Raw genomic sequence first — 21489 nt, 5'->3', positions numbered from 1 at the left:
CTCCCGCCTTGACACCACCGCCCCGGACCGGCCCCGACCCCCCTGGGGGAGCGGCAGGCCGCGGCCCTGCCCGAGGCGCTCGCCGACGAGGACATCGAGGCGGTCCACGCCTCCACCCTGCTGCGCGCCCGGCTCACCGCCGCCCCGCTCGCCGCCGCCCGCGGACTCGACGTGATCGTCCGCGACGGCATCCGCGAGACACGTGCAGGCGACCTGGAGGGCGAGCCGGGCGACTCCCGAGCGCGGCCGCCGGTACTTGCGCACCGTCCTGGCCTATGCGGCCTGCGACCTTCCGGCTGCGGATGCCCGGAGCCGACGGCGAGAGCGGCCGCCAGGTGCTCGCCCGCTTCGACACGGTCGTCGCCGAGGCCGCCCGCAGCGGCGCCGGGACCGTCGCCATGGTCAGCCACGGGCCGGCGGTCCGGCTGTGGGCCACCGTGCGCGCACACGACCTCGATGCGCACTTCGCCGCCGCCCACCCGCTGCGCAACACCGGAGTGGTCGTGCTCGACGGCTCACCCGACGACGGCTTCACGGCCCTGTCCTGGGCCGGTGCGGTCGTGGCACCCGCACGGGAGGGCGGCCCGGCCGGGCAGGCCGCTACGACGCGGACCGCTGAAGCCGGCGATGCGGACCGCTGAGAGCCGATGACCGCTGAGAGCCGACGACGGGGACCCGCTGAACCCGGAGCGGCCCCGCGGCGCCCGGCACCCGGGGGACGGTCCACGGCGCCCTCCCGGAAGGCGGCCGGTGGTTCTGCCCGCGAGGCGGGTACCCGTGGGCCATGACCGAACACGACGAGCGGGGCACCACCATGAGCGGAGTCGACCCGTCCCGGCTGGACGACCAGCAGCTGATGCGAGAGCTGGAGACCATCCACCGCACGCGCCACGACACCCTGCTGTACGGCTCGAACGACGCGCTGCGGGTCCACAACGAGCGCATGGCGCAGCTCGAAGGCGAGTATCTGCGCCGCAATCCGCGCCGGCCGGTGGCCGCGGGCCGCACCCGTGAGGGAGCCCGGGAACGCAGCTGCGGGGAGTCGGCGACTCCCCGCGGCTGAGGTGCGCCGCGCCGCCCGGATGCGGCGCGGCGCGCGGCGGCTCAGTCCGCCTGCCCCACGGCCTCGAGCAACGTCGCGCAGAACGCGCCCAGGTCGGCCGGTTTCCGGCTGGTGATCAGGGTGTTGGGGCCCGAGTCGCAGACGTGCACCTGCTCGTCGACCCAGGTGCCGCCCGCGTTGCGGACGTCGGTCCGCAGACTCGGCCATGACGTCAGCACCCGGTCCCGTACCACGTCCGCCTCCACCAGCGTCCATGCCGCGTGACAGATCGCGGCCACGGGACGGCCCTGGTCGAAGAAGTCGCGGACGAAACCCACGGCCTTCTCGTCCAGTCGCAAAAAGTCCGGGTTGGCCACGCCGCCGGGCAGCACCAGCGCTCCGAAGGAGTCAGCGGAGGTGTCGGAGACGACCTCGTCCACCGGGAAGGTGTCGGCCTTGTCCAGGTGGTCGAACGCCTGGATCTCGCCGGGCTCGGTCGACACCAGCACCGGCTCGTGCCCGGCGTCCTGCACGGCCTTCCACGGCTCGGTCAGCTCGACCTGCTCCACGCCTTCGGGGGCGGCCAGGAATGCGATACGCATGGATTCACGTCCCTCGTGTGTGCTCGTTGTGTCCCACCCGTGCTGCGTCCCCCCCCGTGCCGGGTGCACCGCCCGTTCACGGCCGCTCGCCCGCTTCCTGCCGGGCGACCGGCCGTCCGCCGCGGGTCAGCTCGCGGGCCAGCTCCTGGACATTGGCGTACCGCGCCGTGCGGGGCAGCCGTTCCAGCGCCTCCACCAGCGCGTCCGGAGCGTTCCTGCGGCGCAGCAGCCGCACCAGTGGGCCGGGCTGGGCGGGGAAGGCGCTGCGGCCCAGATACCTCGCGAGTTCCAGGCGCACCGTCTCCAGGGAGGCCCGGGAGGTGCCCGGCATCACCGGCCCGGACCAGATCTCCGGGTCGTCCTCGGCGGACGGCTCGGGGTCGTGCCACTCCTCGGTCCGGGTGGGATGCCCGGACCTGAGCAGCCCCTGCAGTTCGTGCTTCATCACCTCGTCACGGTGGACACTCAGCCGGTCACTGCCTCGCTGCATGTCTCCTCCAGATCTCCGGGGTGGCCCCCGCGTACCCGTGCAGACCGAGCCGACACCGGCTCCGCACCGCCGGGTGCGGAACGCGGGGCGCACGCCGCCGTCACCCGACAGGCCGCCGGGGTACCGCGAATGGGGCCCGGCCACGCGCGGCCGGCCGGGCCGCGGGCTGTGATGGGCTCTGGAGCCCTTCGCCGGGGCCGGCCGGCCATGTCCGGCGGTGGGCCCCGGGGCACCGGCACGACCGCCGTGCCGTCCGCAAGCCGTTCGCCGGCCCGAGGAGAGTGCAGCCATGCGCCCTGCCGTCCACCGCGCCCTGTCCGTCGCCGTCCTCGCCCTCGCCATAGGAGGGCCCGCCGGGTCGGCGTGGGCCGCCCAGCCGGCCCCCGGACGGCCGCAGTCCGGGGCGCTGCCGCAGGAGTACGCGGCCGGTCCCGCCTCTTACGCCGGTCCGGCCTCTTACGCGGATCCTGCCGGTCTCGCCGGTCTCGCCGGTTCCGCCGGTTCCGCCGGTTCCGACGGGACCGGCGCGTTCGGCGCGGAACATCGGCGGACGCTGCCCGCCCCCGGGCCGGCGCAGGGAGCGGCCGACCCGGCCTGGGGCACGACGGGCGCGGACCACGGCCGGCCGTACGCCTGGGAGCCGTACGCCTCCGCCTACGACAGGAGCTCCGCCACGGGACTCCCGCTCGGATACGTGCCCGCGTACGCCCCGGGGTACAACCCCGGCTACGCGCCGGGGTGGGCTCCGGCGCTCGACCCGATGCTCGGAGAGATGCTGCCCCCGGTGCCGCCCGGCCAGGACACCGGCGCCCCCTACGGCCCGGTGCGCACACCGTCCGGCAACCAGGATTCCGGGCTGCCCTACCGCGACCCGCTCACCCGGCTCCCGGGCGGCGGCACCAGCACCCCGGCCCCGCTGCCGCCGCGCACCCCCGACGACCCGGGCCGCGGCACCGTCGGCAAGGAGCGCGATCCGGCGGGCAGCTCGGTGAGTGGGCACTCGGCGGACGGGGGCCCGGTCGACGGGCACTCCGCGCTGCAGCACGGGGTGGCGGCCGGCGCGGGCGGCGCCTTCGCACCGTCCTGGGCCGCACTCGCCTGCGGCGGTGCGCTGATCACCGCCGCGGCCGGCGCGGCGATCCACCGGGCCTGGCCGCGCAGGCGGGCGGAGAGCTGACGGCGGGAAGCGACCCGGCGATGGTCCCGTCGCCCCGTGTGGTCTTCGCGACCCGGCCGGACAGCCATGCCGGCCGTCCCGGCTGGGTACTTGCTGGGCCAGGACACGGCCGGCGCCGTACCGGCACCGAGGACTGCGCGGAGGACACCATGCGGCCTGTGGACCCGGAGGACCGCGGCGAGGGCCGCGGCCCGGTCCGCTACGGGCCCTCGGCGCTGCCCGACGAGGGGCTCCCCGTGCTGCCGGAGCTGTCCGCGGCGCTCACCGCGGCGGCGGGCCGGACCCGCCGGGCACCGGCGGGCGCCGTCCTCGGTGCGGACCCCGCCCTGCGGGACGCGGCCTGCGGCTACTGGCGGCGGCGCGGGCTGCCCTCCTCGCCCGGCCGGGTGGCTGCCGCCCCCGGCGCCCCGATGCTGCTGCTCGCCGTGGCCGCCGCACTCGGCGGCGACGTGCTCGTGCCCCGCCCCTGCGCCGCCTGGTGGCTGCCCTCCGCGCGCCTGCTGGGCCGGCCCGCCTTCACGGTGCCCACGCCCGCCGAGTGCGGAGGCGTCCCCGATCCGTACGCCCTGCTGGAGACCGTCCGCCGGGTGCGCGCGGAGGGCGGCGACCCGCGGCTGCTGATGGTGTCCGTCGCCGACGACCCCACCGGCACCGTCGCCCCGCCGGAGGTGCTGCACGAGACCGTCGAGGCCGCCGCGGGCGAGGGCCTGCACCTGCTCAGCGACGAGACCTGGCGGGACACCGTGCACGCGCCGCACGAGACGGTCGTCGTCTCCCCGGCCGAGATGCTGCCCGAGCGGGTCACCGTCGTCACCGACCTCGCCGGCGCCTACCTGCCCGCCGGCTGGCCCGCCGCGATCGCCCGGTTCCCGGCCGGCGCGGCCGGCGGCGTGCTGCACGCCCGGGTGCTGGACGTGCTCACCGCACTGGACGCCCGCATCGCCGACCCGGTGGCCGCGGCCGCGGTGCGTGCCCTGGACGAACCCGACCCCGTCACCGCACGGGTGGCCGCCGCAGTGCGCCTGCATGCGCGCCTGGCGCGCGCCGTGCACGCCGTGGTGACCGGCGCGGGCGCCCTGGCCCGGCCGCCGCGGGCCGGCCGTCACCTCTACGCCGACCTCGGCCCGTTCCGCGCGGCCCTCGCCACCCGAGGCGTCAGCGACGCCCAGGAACTCGAGGACTTCCTCGGTGCCCGGATGGGCGTGCCCGTGCCCGGCGGCCACCGCTTCGGCGACGACCTCGGGGCGCTGCGCGTGCGGCTGTCCACGGCGGACCTGCTCGGCGGCACGGACCAGGAGCGCGCGGAAGCCCTCCGCTGCCCACAGCCGCTGGAACTGCCGCCCGTACGGCGCGCGTTGATCTCCTTGAGGTCCGTCTTCGGCGATCTCCGTGACGACGCTCAGCGATGGGAGCCTCCTCGATGACGCAGCAGTCCGAGCCGACCACGACGTCCCCGACCCCCAGCCGGTCCACCGGCCGCCCGGCGGCCTCCGTCACGCTCGCCCCGCCGTCCGCGTACGCGCCGCCGCCGGCCGCGCCCCGGCCGCTGGGAGAGCGGCGGGTGTGGCCGCGCAGCTTCCACGACCGGCTCACCGCCCCGCTGCCCGGCCTGAAGGCCTTCGCCCGGTTCGCCCGCGAGGGCGCGGTCCGCCCCGACAAGGCGGGCCTGGCGGACATCCCCCTGCTGCCCTACGAGCCCGGCCCGCTGCCCGAGGTGGACGCGCGGACCGTCGCCGTCACCTGGGCCGGGCACGCCAGCTGGGTGGTGCGCATCGGCGGGCTGACGGTGCTCACCGACCCGGTGTGGTCCCGGCGCATCCTCGGCACCCCGGCCCGGATGACCCCGGTCGGCGTCGCCTGGGAGGCGTTGCCGCCCGTCGACGCGGTCGTCATCAGCCACAACCACTACGACCACCTGGACGCCCCCACACTGCGCCGGCTGCCGCGCGACACCCCGGTGTTCGTGCCGGCCGGACTCGGACGCTGGTTCCACCGCCGGCACTTCACCTGCGTCACGGAGCTGGACTGGTGGGAGGCGGCCGAGCTGTCCGGGGTCCGCATCGACTTCGTCCCCGCCCACCACTGGTCCAAGCGCACCCTCACCGACACCTGCCGCAGCCTGTGGGGCGGCTGGGTGTTCACCGCGCCCGACGGGCAGCGGGTGTACTTCGCCGGCGACACCGGCTACGGCCACTGGTTCTCCCGCATCGGCAGCCGCTACCCCGGCATCGACCTCGCGCTGCTGCCGATCGGCGCCTACGACCCGCGCTGGTGGCTGCGGGACGTCCACTGCGACCCGGAGGAGGCCGTACAGGCCGCCCAGGACCTCGGCGCCCGCCGCATGGCCCCCATGCACTGGGGCACGTTCATCCTCTCCGCGGAACCGGTGCTGGAGCCGCTCACCCGGGTCCGCGCCGCCTGGGAGAAGGCGGGCCTGCCCCGCGAGGACCTGTGGGACCTGCCGGTGGGCGGCTCCCGCGTCCTGCGGTGACCGCGCCCGCCCGTTCACGCCGGTGCGACCGGTCGCACCGGAACGACCGGTCGCGCCCGCTCCGAGCGGAGGCGGCCGGCGCCGTCCGCTCCCGGCGCGGCGGACGGCGCCGGCCCGGTCAGCGGGAGCGCTGGGCCGGCACCGAGCGGCGCAGCCGCCGCCAGAGCGAGGGCACCGCGCTCACCAGCACGGTCAGCAGCACCGCAGCGGCCACGCCCTCCCACGGTTCGGGGAACAGCGCCCCGCCGAGCAGTCCGATCAGCTGATAGGTCAGCGCCCAGGCCAGGCAGGCGGGCAGATCGCCCCGGCAGAACCGGCGCAGCGGCCACCGTGCCAGCAGGCAGGCCAGCATCACCGGGATCCGGCCGGCCGGGACGAGCCGGGACAGCACCAGCACGGCCACGCCGTGCTCGGCCAGCTTCTGCTGGGCCTGGGCCAGCCGGTCCTCCGGGGCCCGCGAACGGATCGCCTCCAGCCAGCGTGAGCCGTTCTTCGACCCGATGCCCCGCCGCCCCAGCCAGTACAGTGCGGCGTCCCCGCAGAACGCGGCCAGCGACGCGGTGACGAACACCAGGGCCGAAGCGAACGGCGCCGTCTGGTGCGCCGCCACCACCGCGGCCGAGCTGACCAGCGCCCCCGTGGGCACCACCGGCACCAGCGCCCCGATCAGCACCAGCAGGAACAGCGACGGATACCCCACCGCCTGCTGGGTGGACTCCGGCGGGACCACCGTCGTCACGGCGGCGGTGAGCCGTATCACCGGGCGACCTCCAGCCGCAGGCTCTCCCCGTGCCCGAGCCGGTGCACCGCCACCCCGGGCGCGCGCAGCGCCGCCTGGCGCACGAACTCCTCGCCCGGCGCATGGAACTCGTGGGGGCGCACCGCGTCCATCCCGATCGGCCAGAACGTGCCGTAGTGCACCGGAACCGCGATGCGCGGCGCCAGACGCGCCAGGGCCTGCGCGGCCCGGCCCGCGTCCATGTGGCCCTCGCCCAGATACGGTCCCCAGCCGCCCACCGGCAGCAGCGCCGCGTCGACCGGCCCGACCTCCTCAGCCATCGTGTCGAACAGCCCCGTGTCCCCGGCGAAGTACGTACGGGCCCGGCCCTCGACCACATAGCCCAGCGCGGGGGAGCGGTGCGGGCCGAGCGGCAGCCGTCGCCCGTCGTGCCGGGCGGGCACCACCCGCACCGCGATCTCCCCGATCCGCACCCGGTCCCCGGGCACCACCTCGGTGACGTCCAGCCCGAGCCGGCGCAGCCCCGGCACCGCCCGCAGCGCACCGCGCGGCACCAGCAGCCGGCCGCCCGTCTCGAGCCGCGCCAGCGACGGGACGTGCAGATGGTCCGCGTGCAGGTGGGAGACGAGCGTGACGTCCGCCCGCCAGGCGGCCGGCGGCGGCACGGCCCCCCGACGGCGCCGCAGATGCGCCAGCCGGCGGACGAACAGCGGGTCGGTCAGCACACGGACGTCCGAATCCACGATCGTGCACGTGGCGTGACCCCACCAGGTGATCTCCACCGGCACCTTCTTCGCCTCCTTCGCGCGACTCCCCCTGAGCCTACGGGCAGCGGTAGGGTCTGCGGCCGGGCCGTGTCCGTGACGCCGCGCCGTCCGCCCGGAGGGCGGGCCGTGCGACGGGCGGGACACCGCGGAGACGGCCGCGGACCCGGAGGTGAGGGGAACGCCATGGGAGAAGTGCGCCAGGCCCGGGGCGGTGCCGCCGGGACGGCGGTGCGCGTCACCGCCATCGCCACCCTGACCCCGCTGGAGAAGCTGCACGAGGACCCGTTCCTGGTGGACTCCCGAGGCCAGCACGCGATGTGCGCCCGCTGGGCCGCCGAGCGGGGTTATGTCGTCGCCCGCGAGCTGCTGCTGCACGGGCTGCCCTGCGACCACGGTGCGCTGTGGGACGGTGTGCGGCCCGGCGTCGACGTGTTCGTCGCGCCCAGCAGACGGGTCCTGGAGCGGGCCGTGGCCTCCGTGGAGGACTTCACCGCCGAGTGCGCCCGGCGCGGGGTCCGGGTCGAGACCGTCGGCGCGGACGAACCGTCCTACGACGCGCAGATGAAGGCCCGCGTCCACCGCCGCCTGTCCCTGCCGACCGCCGGCTACGACGGGCGGTAGCCGTCGGCCCGCACGGCGACGGCGGCCACGGACCGGGCCCCGCTTTTCGTCGATATGACAAGCTGGAGCAGGCCCGTGCGACGGTCCGGGCCGGGACGTGAGGTGTACTGGAGTGCGGGACGGAAGGTGGCGGCGGGCCGCCGGTCAGATCGGTCGGAGCGTCGCGGTGTGGGCCGTCTCCACCCTCACCATGCTCGTGCTCGCAGGGATCCTCCCGGACTTCCGGCTGCAGTCCGCCGACGGCGACAGCGCCACCACCGTCGCGATCACCGCCGCGCTCGGCGCGGGCGCCTTCGGTGTGCTCTCGGTCGTGGTGTGGCCGCTGCTGGTGCGGCTGCTGCTGCTCGTGCCGGCGCTGGTCCTCGGACTGCTGGTGTTCTTCCTCAACGGCTCCCTGCTGCTGCTCGCCCTGCGCATCAGCCCCTCGGGCGAGCCGCAGGCCGCCCCGCAGACCGCGATGATCGTGGCCGCGGCGATGTCCGCGGTCGCCTCCGCCACCGGCGGTGCCCTCGCGGTGCGCGACGACGAGGCGTACCGGCGGCGGCTGCACCGGCTCGCCGTCCGCCGCCGCGGCCGGCGTCCGGCCTGTCCCACCACGCCCGGCACCGTCGTCGTCCAGCTCGACGGCGTCGGACACGACGTGCTGCGGGACGCCGTCGGACGGGGGCTGATGCCGACCGTGGCGCGCTGGCTGGGCAGCGGCCAGGGGGAGCCGGCCGCACCGGCCACGCACCGGCTCACCGCCTGGCGCACCGACTGGTCCAGCCAGACCGGCGCCAGCCAGCTCGGCATCCTGCACGGCACCAACCACGACGTGCCCGCCTTCCGCTGGTACGAGAAGGACACCGGCGAGGTGATGGTCTGCAACCGGCCCGCCAGCGCCGTGCAGCTGCAGCGCCGCGCCGTCGCCCGCACCGGCCACGAGGGACTGCTCGCCGTGGACGGCGCCAGCCGCGGCAACCTGTTCAGCGGCGGCGCCGCCGAGTCCGCGCTGGTGCTGTCGGTGTCCGCCCGGCGCGGCCCGGGCACCCGCTCCCGGGCCGGCTACTTCGCGTACTTCTGCGACCCGGCCAACGCGGTGCGCACCGCCCTGTCGTTCGTCGCCGAGGTCGTCCGCGAGATCGGACAGTCCCTGCGCGCCCGCATCCGCAAGCAGCGCCCGCGGGTCTCCCGCGGCGGCCTGTACCCCCTGGTGCGCGCCTTCGCCACGGTCGTCGAACGGGACGTGGTGGTGGCCGCCGTGATGGGCGACCTGCTCGCCGGGCGCACCGTCGTCTACGCCGACCTCGTCGCCTACGACGAGGTGGCCCACCACTCCGGGCCGCACAGCCGGGACGCGGCCAAGGTGCTGCAGCGCCTGGACCGGGCGCTGGCGCTGATCGAGAAGGTCGCCGAGCACGCCCCCCGCCCGTACCGGATCGTGGTGCTCTCCGACCACGGCCAGAGCCCCGGCGAGACCTTCCACGCCCGCTACGGCCTCACCCTCGGCGACCTGGTCCGGGCCGGCTGCGGGCTGCATGTGCCGCGCCGGGCCGGACGGACCCGCAGCGGCGCCGAGGCCCGCGCCGCCGTCCGTGCCGCGCTGCGCCGGCCGGTGGAGGAGCACGGCACGCCCCCGCGGCACTCCCGCCGCAGCGAGCCCGTCGTGCTGGCCAGTGGCAACCTGGGCCTGGTGTCCTTCCCGGACGTGCCGTACCGCATGACCCGCGAGGAGATCGACGCCCGCTACCCGGCGCTGCTGCCCACGCTCGCCAACCACCCCGGCATCGGCTTCCTGCTGGTGCGCAGCGAACGGCACGGCGGCGTGGTGCTCGGCGCGCACGGGGTGGAGATCCCCCTGGACCGGCTGGACGACGACCCCGGTCCGCTCGCCGTGTTCGGACCCGGCGCCGCCGACGCCGTGCGCCGCACCCACTCCTTCCCGCACACCGCCGACATCATGGTCAACTCCTTCTACGACCCGGCGGACGGCGAGGTGCTGGCCTTCGAGGATCAGATCGGCTCCCACGGCGGCCTCGGCGGCGCGCAGTCCCGTCCGTTCCTGCTGGCCCCGCTGGCCTTCTCCCCGCCGACCGAGGACGGCACCGAACTCGTCGGCGCCGAACAGATCCACCGGGTGCTGCGCCGCTGGCTGCGCGAGGCCGCCGGCCCGCAGGTGCCCGTGCCCGCGCAGCCCGTGCGGGACGTCCGCCCGGCCGCACCGGGGCACGGGCCTCAGGCGGAGGAGGAGCAGGCGGCCTGACGACCGGTGCCGCACGCGGCATCCGCCACCTGTGTCCCGGCATCCGCCCTCTCCCGGTCCCCGTGTCCGCCTTTCCGGTCCCCGTGCGGCGGCCCGCCCCGGACGTTCGGGAACCGACCGCCGGGATGTGATCGGATGTGCCCCACAAGCCCGGGCATCGGGCCCCTAGGCGAAAGGCAGGAAACACACCGTGGCAACCACGCGCACCGCGCACACCGTCTGGGAAGGCAACCTGCTCCAGGGCAGCGGCGTCGTCACCTTCGACTCCTCCGGTATCGGTGAGCAGCCGGTGTCGTGGCCGTCGCGCGCCGAGCAGGCGAACGGCAGGACCAGCCCCGAGGAGCTGATCGCCGCCGCCCACTCCAGCTGCTTCTCCATGGCGCTGTCGAACGGCCTGACCACCGCCGGCACGCCGCCCACCAGGCTGCAGACGAAGGCCGACGTCACCTTTCAGCCCGGCGAGGGCATCACCGGCATCCACCTCACCGTGGAGGGCACCGTCCCCGGCCTCGACAACGACGCGTTCGTCGCCGCTGCCGAGGAGGCCAAGAAGAACTGCCCGGTCAGCCAGGCCCTGGCCGGCACCAGGATCACCCTGGACGCCAAGCTCGCCTGAGACGGCCCGCCCGGCCGCACGCAGGGCCCGCCGGCCGCCGACGGCTCCCCGATGCCGCGCCGCGCCCCGTGCCCGGCGCGGCATCATCCTTCCCGGCCGGCGGGGTACCCGGCCCTGCGACGACCCCCGCCCGTCCGATCCGGCGTGCGGGGCAAGGCGTCGGAGGCGGAAAGGGGACGACGATGGCACGCGCGGTCGGGATCGATCTGGGCACCACGAACTCGGTGGTCGCCGTGCTGGAGGGCGGGGAGCCCACCGTCATCGCCAACGCCGAGGGCGCGCGGACCACCCCGTCGGTGGTGGCCTTCGCCAAGAGCGGCGAGGTCCTGGTCGGCGAGGTCGCCAAACGGCAGGCCGTGACGAACGTCGAGCGCACCGCCCGCTCCGTCAAACGCCACATGGGCGACCCGAACTGGCGCTTCCCCGAGCAGGGCGACATCGACGGCACCCGCTACCGGGCGCAGGAACTGTCGGCCCGGGTGCTGCAGAAGCTGAAGCGGGACGCGGAGGCCTATCTCGGTGAGGACGTCACCGACGCCGTGATCACCGTGCCCGCGTACTTCGACGACACCCAGCGGCAGGCGACCAAGGAGGCCGGCGAGATCGCGGGCCTGAAGGTGCTGCGGATCATCAACGAGCCCACGGCCGCCGCGCTCGCCTACGGTCTGGACAAGGAGAACGACCAGACCGTCCTGGTCTTCGACCTCGGCGGCGGCACCTTCGATGTGTCCCTGCTGGAGATGGGCGAGGGCGTCATCGAGGTCAAGGCCACCAACGGCGACACCCACCTCGGCGGCGACGACTGGGACCAGCACCTCGTCGACCACCTGGTCAAGCGGTTCCAGGGCCAGTACGGCGTGGACCTGTCCAAGGACAAGATGGCGCTGCAACGCCTGCGCGAGGCCGCCGAGAAGGCCAAGATCGAGCTGTCCTCGGCCACCGAGACCTCGATCAACCTGCCGTACATCACCGCCTCCCCCGAAGGCCCGCTGCACCTGGACGAGAAGCTCACCCGCGCCCAGTTCCAGCAGCTGACCGCGGATCTGCTGGAGCGCTGCAAGAAGCCGTTCCACCAGGCCGTCAAGGACGCCGGGGTCGAGCTGAAGGACATCGACCATGTGATCCTCGTCGGCGGCTCGACCCGGATGCCCGCGGTCACCGACCTGGTGCGCGAGCTGACCGGCAAGGACCCGCACAAGGGCGTCAACCCCGACGAGGTGGTCGCCGTCGGCGCCGCCCTGCAGGCCGGGGTGCTGCGCGGCGACGTCAAGGACGTGCTGCTGCTGGACGTCACCCCGCTGTCCCTGGGCATCGAGACCAAGGGCGGCATCATGACCAAGCTGATCGAGCGCAACACCACGATCCCGACGAAACGCTCGGAGATCTTCACCACCGCCGAGGACAACCAGCCCTCCGTCGGCATCCAGGTCTACCAGGGCGAACGCGAGATCGCCGCGTACAACAAGAAGCTCGGCGTCTTCGACCTCACCGGCCTGCCGCCCGCGCCGCGCGGCGTGCCGCAGATCGAGGTCACCTTCGACATCGACGCCAACGGCATCATGCACGTCTCCGCCAAGGACCTCGGCACCGGCAAGGAACAGAAGATGACGGTCACCGGCGGCTCGGCACTGCCCAAGGAGGACATCGACCGCATGATGCGGGAGGCCGAGCAGTACGCCGAGGAGGACCGCAGGCGCCGCGAGGCCGCCGAGACCCGCAACCAGGCCGAACAGCTCGTCTACACCACCGAGCACTTCCTGCGGGACAACACCGACCGCATCCCGCAGGACACCAGGAACGAGGTGGAGGCGGCCGCCGCCGAGGTCAAGCGGCTGCTGGAGCAGAAGGGCGACACCGACGTCACCGCCCTGCGCACCGCCGTCGACCGGCTCGCCGCCGTCAGCCAGAAGATGGGCCAGGCGATCTACGCCCAGGCCCAGCAGGAACGGCCGGCCGGGGACACCCAGGGGCGAGCGGAGGACGGCACGCGCACCGACGCACCGGAGGACGAAGGCGTGGTCGACGCGGAGATCGTCGACGACGACCGGCAGGGCGGCCAGGGCGGCCAGGGCGGCGCCGCCTGACACCACGGGCCGCTTCGGCACCGGCTCCGCCTCGGGTGCGGTGTCAGTACTGTTCGCGGATCTCGCGCAGCAGCTTGCGGGTCCGCTCGGCGGACGCCGCACGCGCCGTCATGTGGTCGAGGACCTCCAGATGCGCGGAGACCTCCTTGCGGGAGTCCAGATACAGCGCACCCGTCAGATACTCGGTGTAGACCAGGTCCGGCAGCTCCGGCTCGGCGAACCGGAACAGCGAGAACGGCGCATACGTGCCCGGGTGCGGCCCGGCGGCGAACTCGGCGACCTGCACCGTCACCCGGTCCCGCTCGGTGTACTCCAGCAGCTTGTCCAGCTGATCGCGCATCACCCCGGCGCGGTCGCTCACCGGCCGCCGCAGCACCGTCTCCTCGATGATCACCCACAGGTGCGGGGCGTCCTCGCGCTCCAGCAGCCGCTGCCGGTCCATGCGCAGTGCCACATGCCGCTCGATGGCCTCCCGGCCGGTCTGCCCCACCGTCCCCGTCTCCAGCACGGCCCGCGCGTAGTCCTCGGTCTGCAGCAGTCCGGGCACGAAGTGCGGCTCGTAGGAGCGGATCATCCGCGCCGCGCCCTCCAGGCTCACGTACAGGCTGAACCACTCCGGCAGCACGTCGTGGTAACGCTGCCACCAGCCGGGCTCGTTGGCCTCCTCGGCGAGCCGGACGAACGCCTCGGCCTCCTTCTCGTCCACGTTGTACGTGGCCAGCAGCACCTGGACGTACGGTATTTTCAGCGCCACCTCGGCCAGCTCCATGCGCCGCACCGTCGCCGCGGCCACCCGCAGCGCCCGCGCGGCCTGCTCACGGGTCAGGCCTGCCGCCTCCCGCAGTTCCTGCAGCCGTCTGCCGAGCACCACCTGGCCCACGGTCGGCGCGGGCCGCCGCTCACTCACGTCACGCCCCTTCCCGCACGTGGCTTCGGACAACGCGGAGCAGTGTGACACGCCGGCCGCCGTCGCGACAGCCGCGCGCACGACAATGGCGCGGCACCGTCCGGTCCGTGGGGCCGGTGGACGACGACGCCGTCCCGGCCGCGAGAATGGTCCACGACCGAGATCCCGGCACTTGAGGAGGGCGCATGAACGAGCCGTGGAGGCCGTCCTGGGAGGCGACGGCGGTGTATCGCGCGAGAGTGCGCGGCTGCCTGCTGGGCGGGGCCGTCGGGGACGCCCTCGGCTATCCGGTCGAGTTCAGCGCCCTGGACGGCATCCGGGCCGCGCACGGCGCGCGCGGCGTCACCGGTCTGGTGCCCACCACCACCGGCGCCGTCGGCCTGATCAGCGACGACACGCAGATGACCCTGTTCACCGCGGAGGGCGTCCGGCAGGCCCACGAACAGCAGCCGGGCAAGCGCCTCGGCGTGGACGGCTTCCGGCTGATCCGCTGGGCCTACGAACGCTGGCTCGCCACCCAGGACCACCGCGGCCCGGAGGTCGTGGAGATCGGCCCCGCCAACGGCTCGTACACCGGCCCCCGCGGCGGCCTGGTCGACGAGGCCTGGCTGTACGCGCGGCGCGCCCCGGGCAACGCCTGCATGTCCGGGCTGGGCCTGGACTTCGTGCCCGACCCGGCGGCCGCCTTCGGCCCGCCCGGCCCCATCAACCCCGACTCCAAGGGCTGCGGGGCGGTGATGCGGTCGGCGCCGTTCGGCCTCACCGGCGCCGGATGCGAGGACGCCTTCGACGCCGCCGCCCGCTGCGCCCAGATGACCCACGGTCACCCCACCGGCTACTACGCCGCCGGCGCCCTGGCCGCGATCATCGCGTGCCTGCTGGAGGGGGAGTCGGTCGAGGGCGCGGTGCTGCGCTCCCTGCGCCTGCTGGCCCGCCACCCGAACCACGAGGAGACCACCGCCGCACTGCACCAGGCGCTGGATCTGGCCGACCAGGGCAGCCCGAGCGCGGAGCGGCTGCAGCAGCTCGGCGCCGGCTGGGTCGCCGAGGAGGCCCTGGCCATCGGCGTCTACGCCGCCCTCGTCGAGGACAGTGTCGAGCGTGCCCTGCTGCTGTCGGTCAACCACTCGGGCGACAGCGACTCCACCGGGTCCATCTGCGGCAACATCCTCGGTGCCCGCCACGGCGACCACGGCCTGCCGCACGCCTGGGTGCAGCGCGTCGAGGGCCGTACCACCATCGCCGCCGTCGCCGACGACCTGGCCGCGGTCTGCGGACCCCGCTGACCCGCGGTGGTCCGGATCATGTCGCCCGCCGCCCGCGCCGCGTGTCGCGGGCGGCGACGCACCGGCTCTCCTGTGGCAGTCTGAACGTCGCACCGGAGCCGGCGAAGGGAGTGCGGATGGCCGTCGAACCGCTGTCGCGGGAGGAGATCGAGACCCGGCTGGCCGATCTGCCCGGCTGGTCCCTGGCGGACGACCGGCTCACCCGCACCTTCCGGCTCGGCTCGCACCTCGCGGCGACCGCGATGGTGGTGCACATCGCGCAGGTCCAGGAGGAACTGAACCACCACTCCGACCTGACGCTCGGTTACACCACCGTCTCGGTGAGCGTGCACACCCACAGCGTGGGCGGCGCCGTCACCGACAAGGACTTCCAGCTGGCCCGACGCATCCAGGATCTGGCAGCAAGTCACCAGGCGACCTGAGACGACCTGGCGAGGGGGGAGACGCCACGTGCTGGACTACGACCAGGAAGCCGAACAGTACGACGCGTTACGCGGCGGCGAGCCACGGGCCGCCGCGGCGGCAGCGGCCGTCCTCGGTCTGCTGCCCGGAGGGTGCCGCCGGCTGGCGGACGTCGGCTGCGGCACCGGCATCGTCACCCGTCGGCTCGCCGAGGCCCGGCCGGACGTCCGGGTGACCGGGGTGGACCGCTCGGCCGCGATGGTCCGCCGGGCCGCGGCCCGGCTCCCCGGCGCCGTGGTCCGCGCCGACGGCCGCCGACTGCCCTTCGCGGACGAACGGTTCGACGCCGTCGTCAGCGTCTGGCTGCTGCATCTGGCGCCCACCGATGCCGACGCCCGGGCCGTCGTCGCCGAATGCGCCCGGGTGCTCCGCCCCGGCGGCGTCTATGTCACGACCGTCGACAAGGCCGCCTCCCACAACGTCGGCAGCGACATCGACGCCGTCCTCGCCGACCGGCCGCCCAGCCCCGCCCGGGACGCCGCGGACCTCGTCGCCGCGCACGCCGCAGCGCACGGTCTGCTCCCGGCAGGACAGGCCCGCTTCCGGGGCGTCGGCCAGGGCCGCAGCCCCCGCCGCACCATCACCGACCTGCGCCGCGGCTGGTTCGTCACGCTGCCCCCGGGCAGCGCCGCCGCCGAGACCTTCGCCGCCCGGCTCGCGGCCCTGCCCGACCAGGAACGCCCCCGCCCCGACCCGGTGTTCGCGCTGCGGGCGTTCCGCAAGCCGCCCCGGGACTGAGCCCGGGCACGCCGAACGGGCGGACCCGGGACCGAACCGGGTCCGCCCGTCGCGCGACGCGGAGCAGCGGGGGCCTATTCGAGAAGCTCCGCGTACGATCCCATGGCCAGGGCGATGTCCGCCTGGGCCCAGAACCGGTGGTAGGTGAAGACGGGCGCCGCCCCGCCCTCGAGGTAGGACTCCACCGTCGACCACGCCGGGTCGTCCTGGTAGAACGACCGGATGGACAGGAAGGTCGACGAGGAGTCGATCCGGTCGCCGTTCGGCATGGTGCCGGTCCAGCCGCTGGGCACGTACACGGGGTCGGCGAAGCGGCTGTAGTCGGCCCGGGTCTCCGGCACCGCGATGCCCAGGGCGTCCTGGTCGTTGTCCCACATGCCGTCCAGCAGCGCCTTGGCCGTGGCCTTGGCCTGCTCGTCGCCCGACCGGGCGGCGTAGTAGGTCAGCGTCCTGGCGTACGCGGCGGCCACGCCGACGTCGTCGGTGTAGTCGGCGACGGTGACGTGCAGCGAGCTGTTGTCACCGGGCGAGGACGAGTTCCAGGTGTCCGGCTGTCCGGACCAGGTGAGCGTGGAGGGGATCAGGAAGCTGCCGTCCGGGTTGAGCGTGGTCTCGGACAGCGCCCACTCGACCCACTTGTCCAGCACCTCCTTCGCCTGGGTGTCCCCGGTCTGCTGGTAGTACTCGGCGACGCGCTCCATCGACCAGGCCTGGAAGCCGAACCACTGGTTGGACGGCGGGTCGTGGTAGACCGGCGCCTCGTCGTAGTACATGCCGTAGAAGGTGGACGTGCCGGACGGCGGGGAGGCGTAGCGGCCCTGCCAGCTGTTGGTGGCGCCGCCCGCGATGGCGCCCTCGGCGGACTGCAGCCACCGGTAGAACTCCAGCTGCCGCTTCAGCGACGTGGCCCAGTCCTCGGCGCCCGTCGCCGACTTCGGCTTCAGGTCGGGGTAGGAGCTGAGCGCGTAGGCCGCCAGCGGGTTCTGGTAGCCGCCGTGGACGTGGCTGGAGCCGATGCGCCAGGCCCAGCCGGCGTTCGGGTCCGTGGCGCCGCCCCAGGCGTAGTACCAGGAGAGCAGGTAGTGCGAGGCGTCCTTGCCGGTGCCGGCCGGGCAGGAGGAGGCACCGGTGCAGTTGCCGATCTTCTTGAAGTACTTGTCGTACATCGCGTAGCGCAGGTAGTCGCCCATCTTCGCCGCCTTGGCGACGGTGTCGGCGACCTCGCTGCCCTTGCCCTGCTCCTTGGCCCACACGTCGGCCCAGTACGCGGCCTGCACGGCCCGCGCGTCGGCGTCCGGGGCGTCGGTGTACTTCCACTGCTTGGCGTAGGAGGAGTCGCCGGTGAACAGGTCGAGGTAGCCGTTCTTCCCGCCGTAGGTGAAGTTGTCGCAGGTCGGCTGGGGCACGGTCTCCCACACGGACTCCTGCGGGCCGCGCTGGAAGGTGTTCAGGTACGACGGTCCCTGCTGCGTCGGTCCGCCCTCGCAGGTGCCGCCCGGGGTGTTGCCGTAGCCGTAGACGTTGTCCACGTCCTCGATCCAGTGCATGCCGTAGACGTCGTCCGTGCCGTAGGCGGACTTCAGCTCGGCCGCGATCGGGTCGGAGCCCACCGGGACCGACCCGTCCATCTGGGCCGGGTACTGGTCCGGGGTGTCCAGCTCGGGGGCGTAGGTGGCCGGTTTCGAGGCGTCGTAGAAGGAGTTGGTCGGCTGGTCGGCGTGGGTGGGGATCATGTACTTCTCCATGAGCGCCCACGCGTCGTTGAACTGCGACCAGTCACCCGTGACCTTGCCGTACATCGCCTGCAGCCACAGCAGGTAGCTCCAGGCCTCCGAGGTCGTCTCGTGCCCGTGGTCGGGTGCCTCCACGATCAGGGTCTCCACCGCGTGGTAGGGGATGCCCTCGGGCGAGAAGTAGCCGTTGGCCGGGTCGGTGATCTTGTTGTACAGCTCCAGGAAACGGGCGTCGTACTCCTTGGACGCGGCCAGTTCGGTCACGGTCACCGTGGCCTTCGCGTAACCGGGAGCCGAGGCGGTGAAGGTGGCCGTGCCGGTCCCGGAGTCGTCCGCGGTGACGGTGACCTTCTGCGGGGTGTCCCAGTCGTCGGAGGTGAAGGTGAGCGTGGAGCCGTCGGTCACGGACAGGCCCTCGTTGCCCTCGGTGCGGGTGACGGTCACCGTCACGTCCTCGCTCGGCTGCTTCGACAGCGTCACCTCGAACGTGCCCGAGGTTCCCTGCCGGATGCCGAGCCGGGCCGGCGAGGCGACCACCGCGGGACCCTCGGCGACGGTGATGCCGACCGGCGCGGACTCCGCGGAGGCGCCGAGGCTGTCGTACGCCTTCGCCGTCAGGGAGTGGCTGCCCACCGCCAGGGAGGAGGCGGACAGGGTGTACGGCGCGGTGGTGTCGGTGCCGAGCAGGGTGGTGTCGTCGTAGAACTCGACCTTGGTGATGGTCGCGTCGTCGGCCGCCGCCGCGGTCGCCTCCAGCGGCACCGTTTCGCCCTGGGTGTAGGTGGCGCCCGGGGCGGGACTGGTGAGCACGGCGATCGGCGGCTGGTGGGCGCCGATGCAGGCGGTGCCGTTGACGGCGAAGTCGGTGGGATCGGTGTTGGTGCCGCTGTAGGTGAACTGCGCGCCGAGCGTCACCGCGGCGCCCGCGCCGATCACGGCGTTGTACGAGGCGTTCTGCACCGTGATCGTGCGCCCCGACTGCGACCAGACGCCGTTCCAGCCGTTGGTCAGTTTCTGGTCGCCGTCGTAGGAGTAGGTCAGGGTCCAGCCGTCGATGGGGTCGGTGCCGCGGTTGGTCAAGGTCAGCTCCGCGGTGAAGCCGGAGCCCCAGTCGTCCGTCCGGTAGTCCACGCTGCACTGCGGCGCCGCCGCGTGGGCGGTGGTCGCGCCCGCCGCCAGCATCGTCGCGGGCAGGGCCAGGGCCGTCAGGGCGGTGCACAGCCTGCGCACGAGACGGCGTCTGTGTCGGTGAAGGGGGTGCACTGCTGGTCCCTCCTTGCGGCTCGGAGTGGAGGAAGCGGGGGAAGCGGTGCGAACAACGAGCAACGACAAGCCATGACCGGTGGGAGCGCTCCCATAGTGCGTACCTGTCAGGGCACCGTCAAGTAGATGAAGGAAGCGAAAACATTCGCCCCCGCGCTGACGCGCCGCGTTGACGGAAAGTGAACCCGAACTTTGCCGACCCTCTGTTCTTCTCCGTGACTTGACGCTACCTTCACTCGCACCGGTGGGAGCGATTCCAACAGTGGGCGCATCCGTGGCGGTGTGCCCGGCCCACGAGGAGTCCCCCCATGCGACACCCCCCACGTTCACGGCTTTGATCCGCCGGCCGGCGCGGCCCGCCCGCGCGGCCGACGGTCTGTCACGCACGGCCCTTCGGCGGCCCGGAACCGTCCCGCCCGAGCCGCCCCGGAGCACCCGGGACCGCTCCGCCGGCCCTGCGCCGGTCGTGCGGCCGTGCCGTTCCACCTCACACGTATGACGCCGGGGTGCCCGAGCGCCTGCGCGCCCTCGGCCGCGTACGTGCCCACCCGAAGTCACCCATGGAGGTACACCCCACTCATGAGCCGCAGCAGAACAGCGATGCTCGCCGCCCTGACCCTGGCGGCCGGCAGCATGACCCTGGCGCTCGCCGCCGGGCCCGCCAGCGCCGGCCCCGCCGCTCCCACGGCCCGGGTCGACAACCCCTACGTCGGCGCCACGATGTACGTCAACCCCGAGTGGTCCGCGCTGGCGGCGTCCGAACCGGGCGGCGACCGCGTCGCCGACCAGCCCACCGCGGTCTGGCTCGACCGCATCGCCACCATCGAGGGCGTCGACGGCAAGATGGGCCTGCGCGAGCACCTCGACGAGGCCCTGCAGCAGAAGGGCTCCGGCGAACTGGTCGTCCAGCTGGTCATCTACGACCTGCCCGGCCGCGACTGCGCCGCCCTGGCCTCCAACGGCGAGCTGGGCCCGGACGAGCTCGACCGGTACAAGAGCGAGTACATCGACCCCATCGCGGACATCCTGTCCGACTCCAAGTACGAGGGCCTGCGCATCGTCACGGTCATCGAGCCCGACTCACTGCCCAACCTGGTCACCAACGCGGGCGGTACCGACACCACCACCGAGGCCTGCACCACCATGAAGGCCAACGGCAACTACGAGAAGGGCGTCAGCTACGCCCTGAGCAAGCTCGGTGCCATCCCGAACGTCTACAACTACATCGACGCCGCCCACCACGGCTGGCTCGGCTGGGACACCAACCTCGGCCCCTCCGTGCAGGAGTTCTACAAGGTCGCCACCAGCAACGGCGCCAGCGTCGACGACGTGGCCGGCTTCGCCGTCAACACCGCCAACTACAGCCCCACCGTGGAGCCGTACTTCACGGTCTCCGACACGGTGAACGGCCAGACGGTGCGCCAGTCGAAGTGGGTCGACTGGAACCAGTACGTGGACGAGCAGTCCTACGCCCAGGCGCTGCGCAACGAGGCCGTCGCGGCCGGGTTCAACTCGGACATCGGCGTCATCATCGACACCTCCCGCAATGGCTGGGGCGGCTCCGACCGGCCGTCCGGTCCCGGCCCGCAGACCAGCGTCGACGCCTATGTCGACGGCAGCCGCATCGACCGGCGCGTCCACGTCGGCAACTGGTGCAACCAGAGCGGCGCCGGCCTCGGCGAACGGCCCACCGCCGCACCCGCGTCCGGGATCGACGCCTACACCTGGATCAAGCCGCCGGGGGAGTCCGACGGCAACAGCGCCCCCGTCGACAACGACGAGGGCAAGGGCTTCGACCAGATGTGCGACCCCTCGTACCAGGGCAACGCCCGCAACGGGTACAACCCCTCGGGTGCGCTGCCCGACGCACCGCTGTCCGGGCAATGGTTCTCCGCCCAGTTCCGGGAGCTGATGCAGAACGCCTACCCGCCGCTGTCCTGACCCGGTGAGGCGTCCTTCGAGGTGATCCGCCGGGGCGGGCGGCCCGGAGCGTCCTGCCCCCGTCACTCACCGGGCCGGCCCCGGCGGACCGCGTGCCGCGCCGGGCACCCGCCCGGCCGCCGCACGCACACCCGCCGCCGGGCACAGCCGTCGCTGTGCCCGGCGGCGCCGTGCCCCACCGCGTCCCCCGGCGGGCACGGCCGACGTCGTCGAAGGCCGCGCACACGACGCCGCCCTCCGGCCTCTCGCCGTCCCCGCGGCACGACTGGCCACACCGCGGTGCGCCGT

19 protein-coding genes and 1 pseudogene are annotated in these 21489 nt (G+C 74.0%); 14 read left to right on the top strand and 6 right to left on the bottom strand.

The genetic code is table 11. From position 1 onward, the window contains the following. Positions 1-42: 42 nt before the first annotated feature. The 3 genes and pseudogenes from OG899_RS03620 to OG899_RS03610 all read left to right on the top strand — a co-directional run. Positions 43-282: pseudogene (locus tag OG899_RS03620) on the top strand (histidine phosphatase family protein); the annotation flags it as partial. Beyond that, positions 276-641 carry a histidine phosphatase family protein gene (locus tag OG899_RS03615; protein ID WP_373296068.1) on the top strand — a complete coding sequence of 122 codons (366 nt, stop codon included), beginning with the start codon at positions 276-278 and terminating at the stop codon, positions 639-641. The pseudogene OG899_RS03620 and the gene OG899_RS03615, both read left to right, overlap by 7 nt. 143 nt (positions 642-784) lie before the next feature. Then, on the top strand, positions 785-1063 hold the full coding sequence (locus OG899_RS03610) for a DUF6158 family protein (RefSeq protein ID WP_125498592.1): 279 nt from the start codon (positions 785-787) through the stop codon (positions 1061-1063). A 41-nt stretch (positions 1064-1104) separates the two neighbouring features. Here OG899_RS03610 and OG899_RS03605 read toward each other — a convergent pair whose 3' ends face one another. Continuing rightward, entirely contained in the window at positions 1105-1644 is a 540-nt protein-coding gene (locus OG899_RS03605) for a type 1 glutamine amidotransferase domain-containing protein (RefSeq protein WP_125498591.1), read from the bottom strand. Positions 1645-1720: 76 nt separating this feature from the next. Beyond that, positions 1721-2134, bottom strand: coding sequence for a DUF2795 domain-containing protein (locus tag OG899_RS03600; protein ID WP_125498590.1), 414 nt, complete (start codon positions 2132-2134; stop codon positions 1721-1723). A gap of 289 nt (positions 2135-2423) precedes the next feature. Here OG899_RS03600 and OG899_RS03595 point away from each other — a divergent pair, with 289 nt between their 5' ends. From OG899_RS03595 to OG899_RS03585, 3 genes are all read left to right on the top strand, one after another. Beyond that, positions 2424-3311 (top strand): hypothetical protein, encoded by an 888-nt coding sequence (locus tag OG899_RS03595; protein WP_189428115.1) that lies wholly within the window; start codon positions 2424-2426, stop codon positions 3309-3311. A gap of 149 nt (positions 3312-3460) precedes the next feature. Next, the gene (locus OG899_RS03590) at positions 3461-4735 is read left to right on the top strand and encodes an aminotransferase class I/II-fold pyridoxal phosphate-dependent enzyme (protein WP_189428114.1); all 1275 of its coding nucleotides are present in this window, start codon (positions 3461-3463) and stop codon (positions 4733-4735) included. Then, positions 4732-5802 (top strand): MBL fold metallo-hydrolase, encoded by a 1071-nt coding sequence (locus OG899_RS03585; RefSeq protein ID WP_125498587.1) that lies wholly within the window; start codon positions 4732-4734, stop codon positions 5800-5802. The genes OG899_RS03590 and OG899_RS03585 overlap by 4 nt, the downstream gene beginning before the upstream one ends. A 118-nt stretch (positions 5803-5920) precedes the next feature. Here the strand turns inward: OG899_RS03585 and OG899_RS03580 are convergent, their stop codons facing one another. Together OG899_RS03580 and OG899_RS03575 are read right to left on the bottom strand one after the other, a co-directional pair. Beyond that, positions 5921-6562, bottom strand: a complete 642-nt coding sequence (locus tag OG899_RS03580; protein WP_168131802.1) for a DedA family protein — start codon at positions 6560-6562, stop codon at positions 5921-5923. Then, positions 6559-7329, bottom strand: coding sequence for an MBL fold metallo-hydrolase (locus OG899_RS03575; RefSeq protein WP_185867876.1), 771 nt, complete (start codon positions 7327-7329; stop codon positions 6559-6561). Before OG899_RS03575 ends, OG899_RS03580 begins: the two co-directional genes overlap by 4 nt. A 162-nt stretch (positions 7330-7491) precedes the next feature. On the opposite strand from OG899_RS03575, the gene OG899_RS03570 reads away from it, so the two are divergent. From OG899_RS03570 to dnaK, 4 genes are all read left to right on the top strand, one after another. Then, positions 7492-7929 (top strand): hypothetical protein, encoded by a 438-nt coding sequence (locus OG899_RS03570; protein WP_125498586.1) that lies wholly within the window; start codon positions 7492-7494, stop codon positions 7927-7929. A gap of 166 nt (positions 7930-8095) precedes the next feature. Continuing rightward, entirely contained in the window at positions 8096-10171 is a 2076-nt protein-coding gene (locus OG899_RS03565; RefSeq protein ID WP_189343467.1) for an alkaline phosphatase family protein, read from the top strand. A gap of 190 nt (positions 10172-10361) precedes the next feature. Beyond that, on the top strand, positions 10362-10787 hold the full coding sequence (locus OG899_RS03560; RefSeq protein ID WP_125498584.1) for an OsmC family protein: 426 nt from the start codon (positions 10362-10364) through the stop codon (positions 10785-10787). Positions 10788-10969: 182 nt separating this feature from the next. After that, positions 10970-12871, top strand: coding sequence for a molecular chaperone DnaK (gene dnaK, locus OG899_RS03555; protein ID WP_406310900.1), 1902 nt, complete (start codon positions 10970-10972; stop codon positions 12869-12871). A gap of 43 nt (positions 12872-12914) precedes the next feature. Here dnaK and OG899_RS03550 read toward each other — a convergent pair whose 3' ends face one another. After that, the gene (locus OG899_RS03550; protein ID WP_125498582.1) at positions 12915-13778 is read right to left on the bottom strand and encodes a DUF5753 domain-containing protein; all 864 of its coding nucleotides are present in this window, start codon (positions 13776-13778) and stop codon (positions 12915-12917) included. Between the two features lie 185 nt (positions 13779-13963). On the opposite strand from OG899_RS03550, the gene OG899_RS03545 reads away from it, so the two are divergent. The 3 genes from OG899_RS03545 to OG899_RS03535 all read left to right on the top strand — a co-directional run bounded on the left by OG899_RS03545 (position 13964) and on the right by OG899_RS03535 (position 16264). Next, entirely contained in the window at positions 13964-15064 is a 1101-nt protein-coding gene (locus OG899_RS03545; RefSeq protein WP_125498581.1) for an ADP-ribosylglycohydrolase family protein, read from the top strand. 116 nt (positions 15065-15180) lie between these two features. Beyond that, a complete protein-coding gene (locus tag OG899_RS03540; protein WP_125498580.1) occupies positions 15181-15486 on the top strand; it encodes a 4a-hydroxytetrahydrobiopterin dehydratase in 306 nt (101 codons plus the stop codon). 28 nt (positions 15487-15514) lie between these two features. Then, positions 15515-16264: a class I SAM-dependent methyltransferase gene (locus OG899_RS03535; protein ID WP_356848998.1), complete on the top strand. Its 750-nt coding sequence runs from the start codon at positions 15515-15517 to the stop codon at positions 16262-16264. Between the two features lie 74 nt (positions 16265-16338). Here the strand turns inward: OG899_RS03535 and OG899_RS03530 are convergent, their stop codons facing one another. Then, positions 16339-19260 carry a glycoside hydrolase family 48 protein gene (locus tag OG899_RS03530; RefSeq protein ID WP_189428112.1) on the bottom strand — a complete coding sequence of 974 codons (2922 nt, stop codon included), beginning with the start codon at positions 19258-19260 and terminating at the stop codon, positions 16339-16341. Between the two features lie 600 nt (positions 19261-19860). On the opposite strand from OG899_RS03530, the gene OG899_RS03525 reads away from it, so the two are divergent. Next, a complete protein-coding gene (locus OG899_RS03525; RefSeq protein ID WP_373296069.1) occupies positions 19861-21201 on the top strand; it encodes a glycoside hydrolase family 6 protein in 1341 nt (446 codons plus the stop codon). Positions 21202-21489 lie beyond the last annotated feature (288 nt).

Source organism: Streptomyces thermoviolaceus, assembly GCF_045209695.1.
GTDB lineage: Bacteria > Actinomycetota > Actinomycetes > Streptomycetales > Streptomycetaceae > Streptomyces > Streptomyces thermoviolaceus.
The sequence above is the reverse complement of the archived record's forward strand: the minus strand, read 5'-3'. Positions and strand labels throughout refer to the sequence as shown.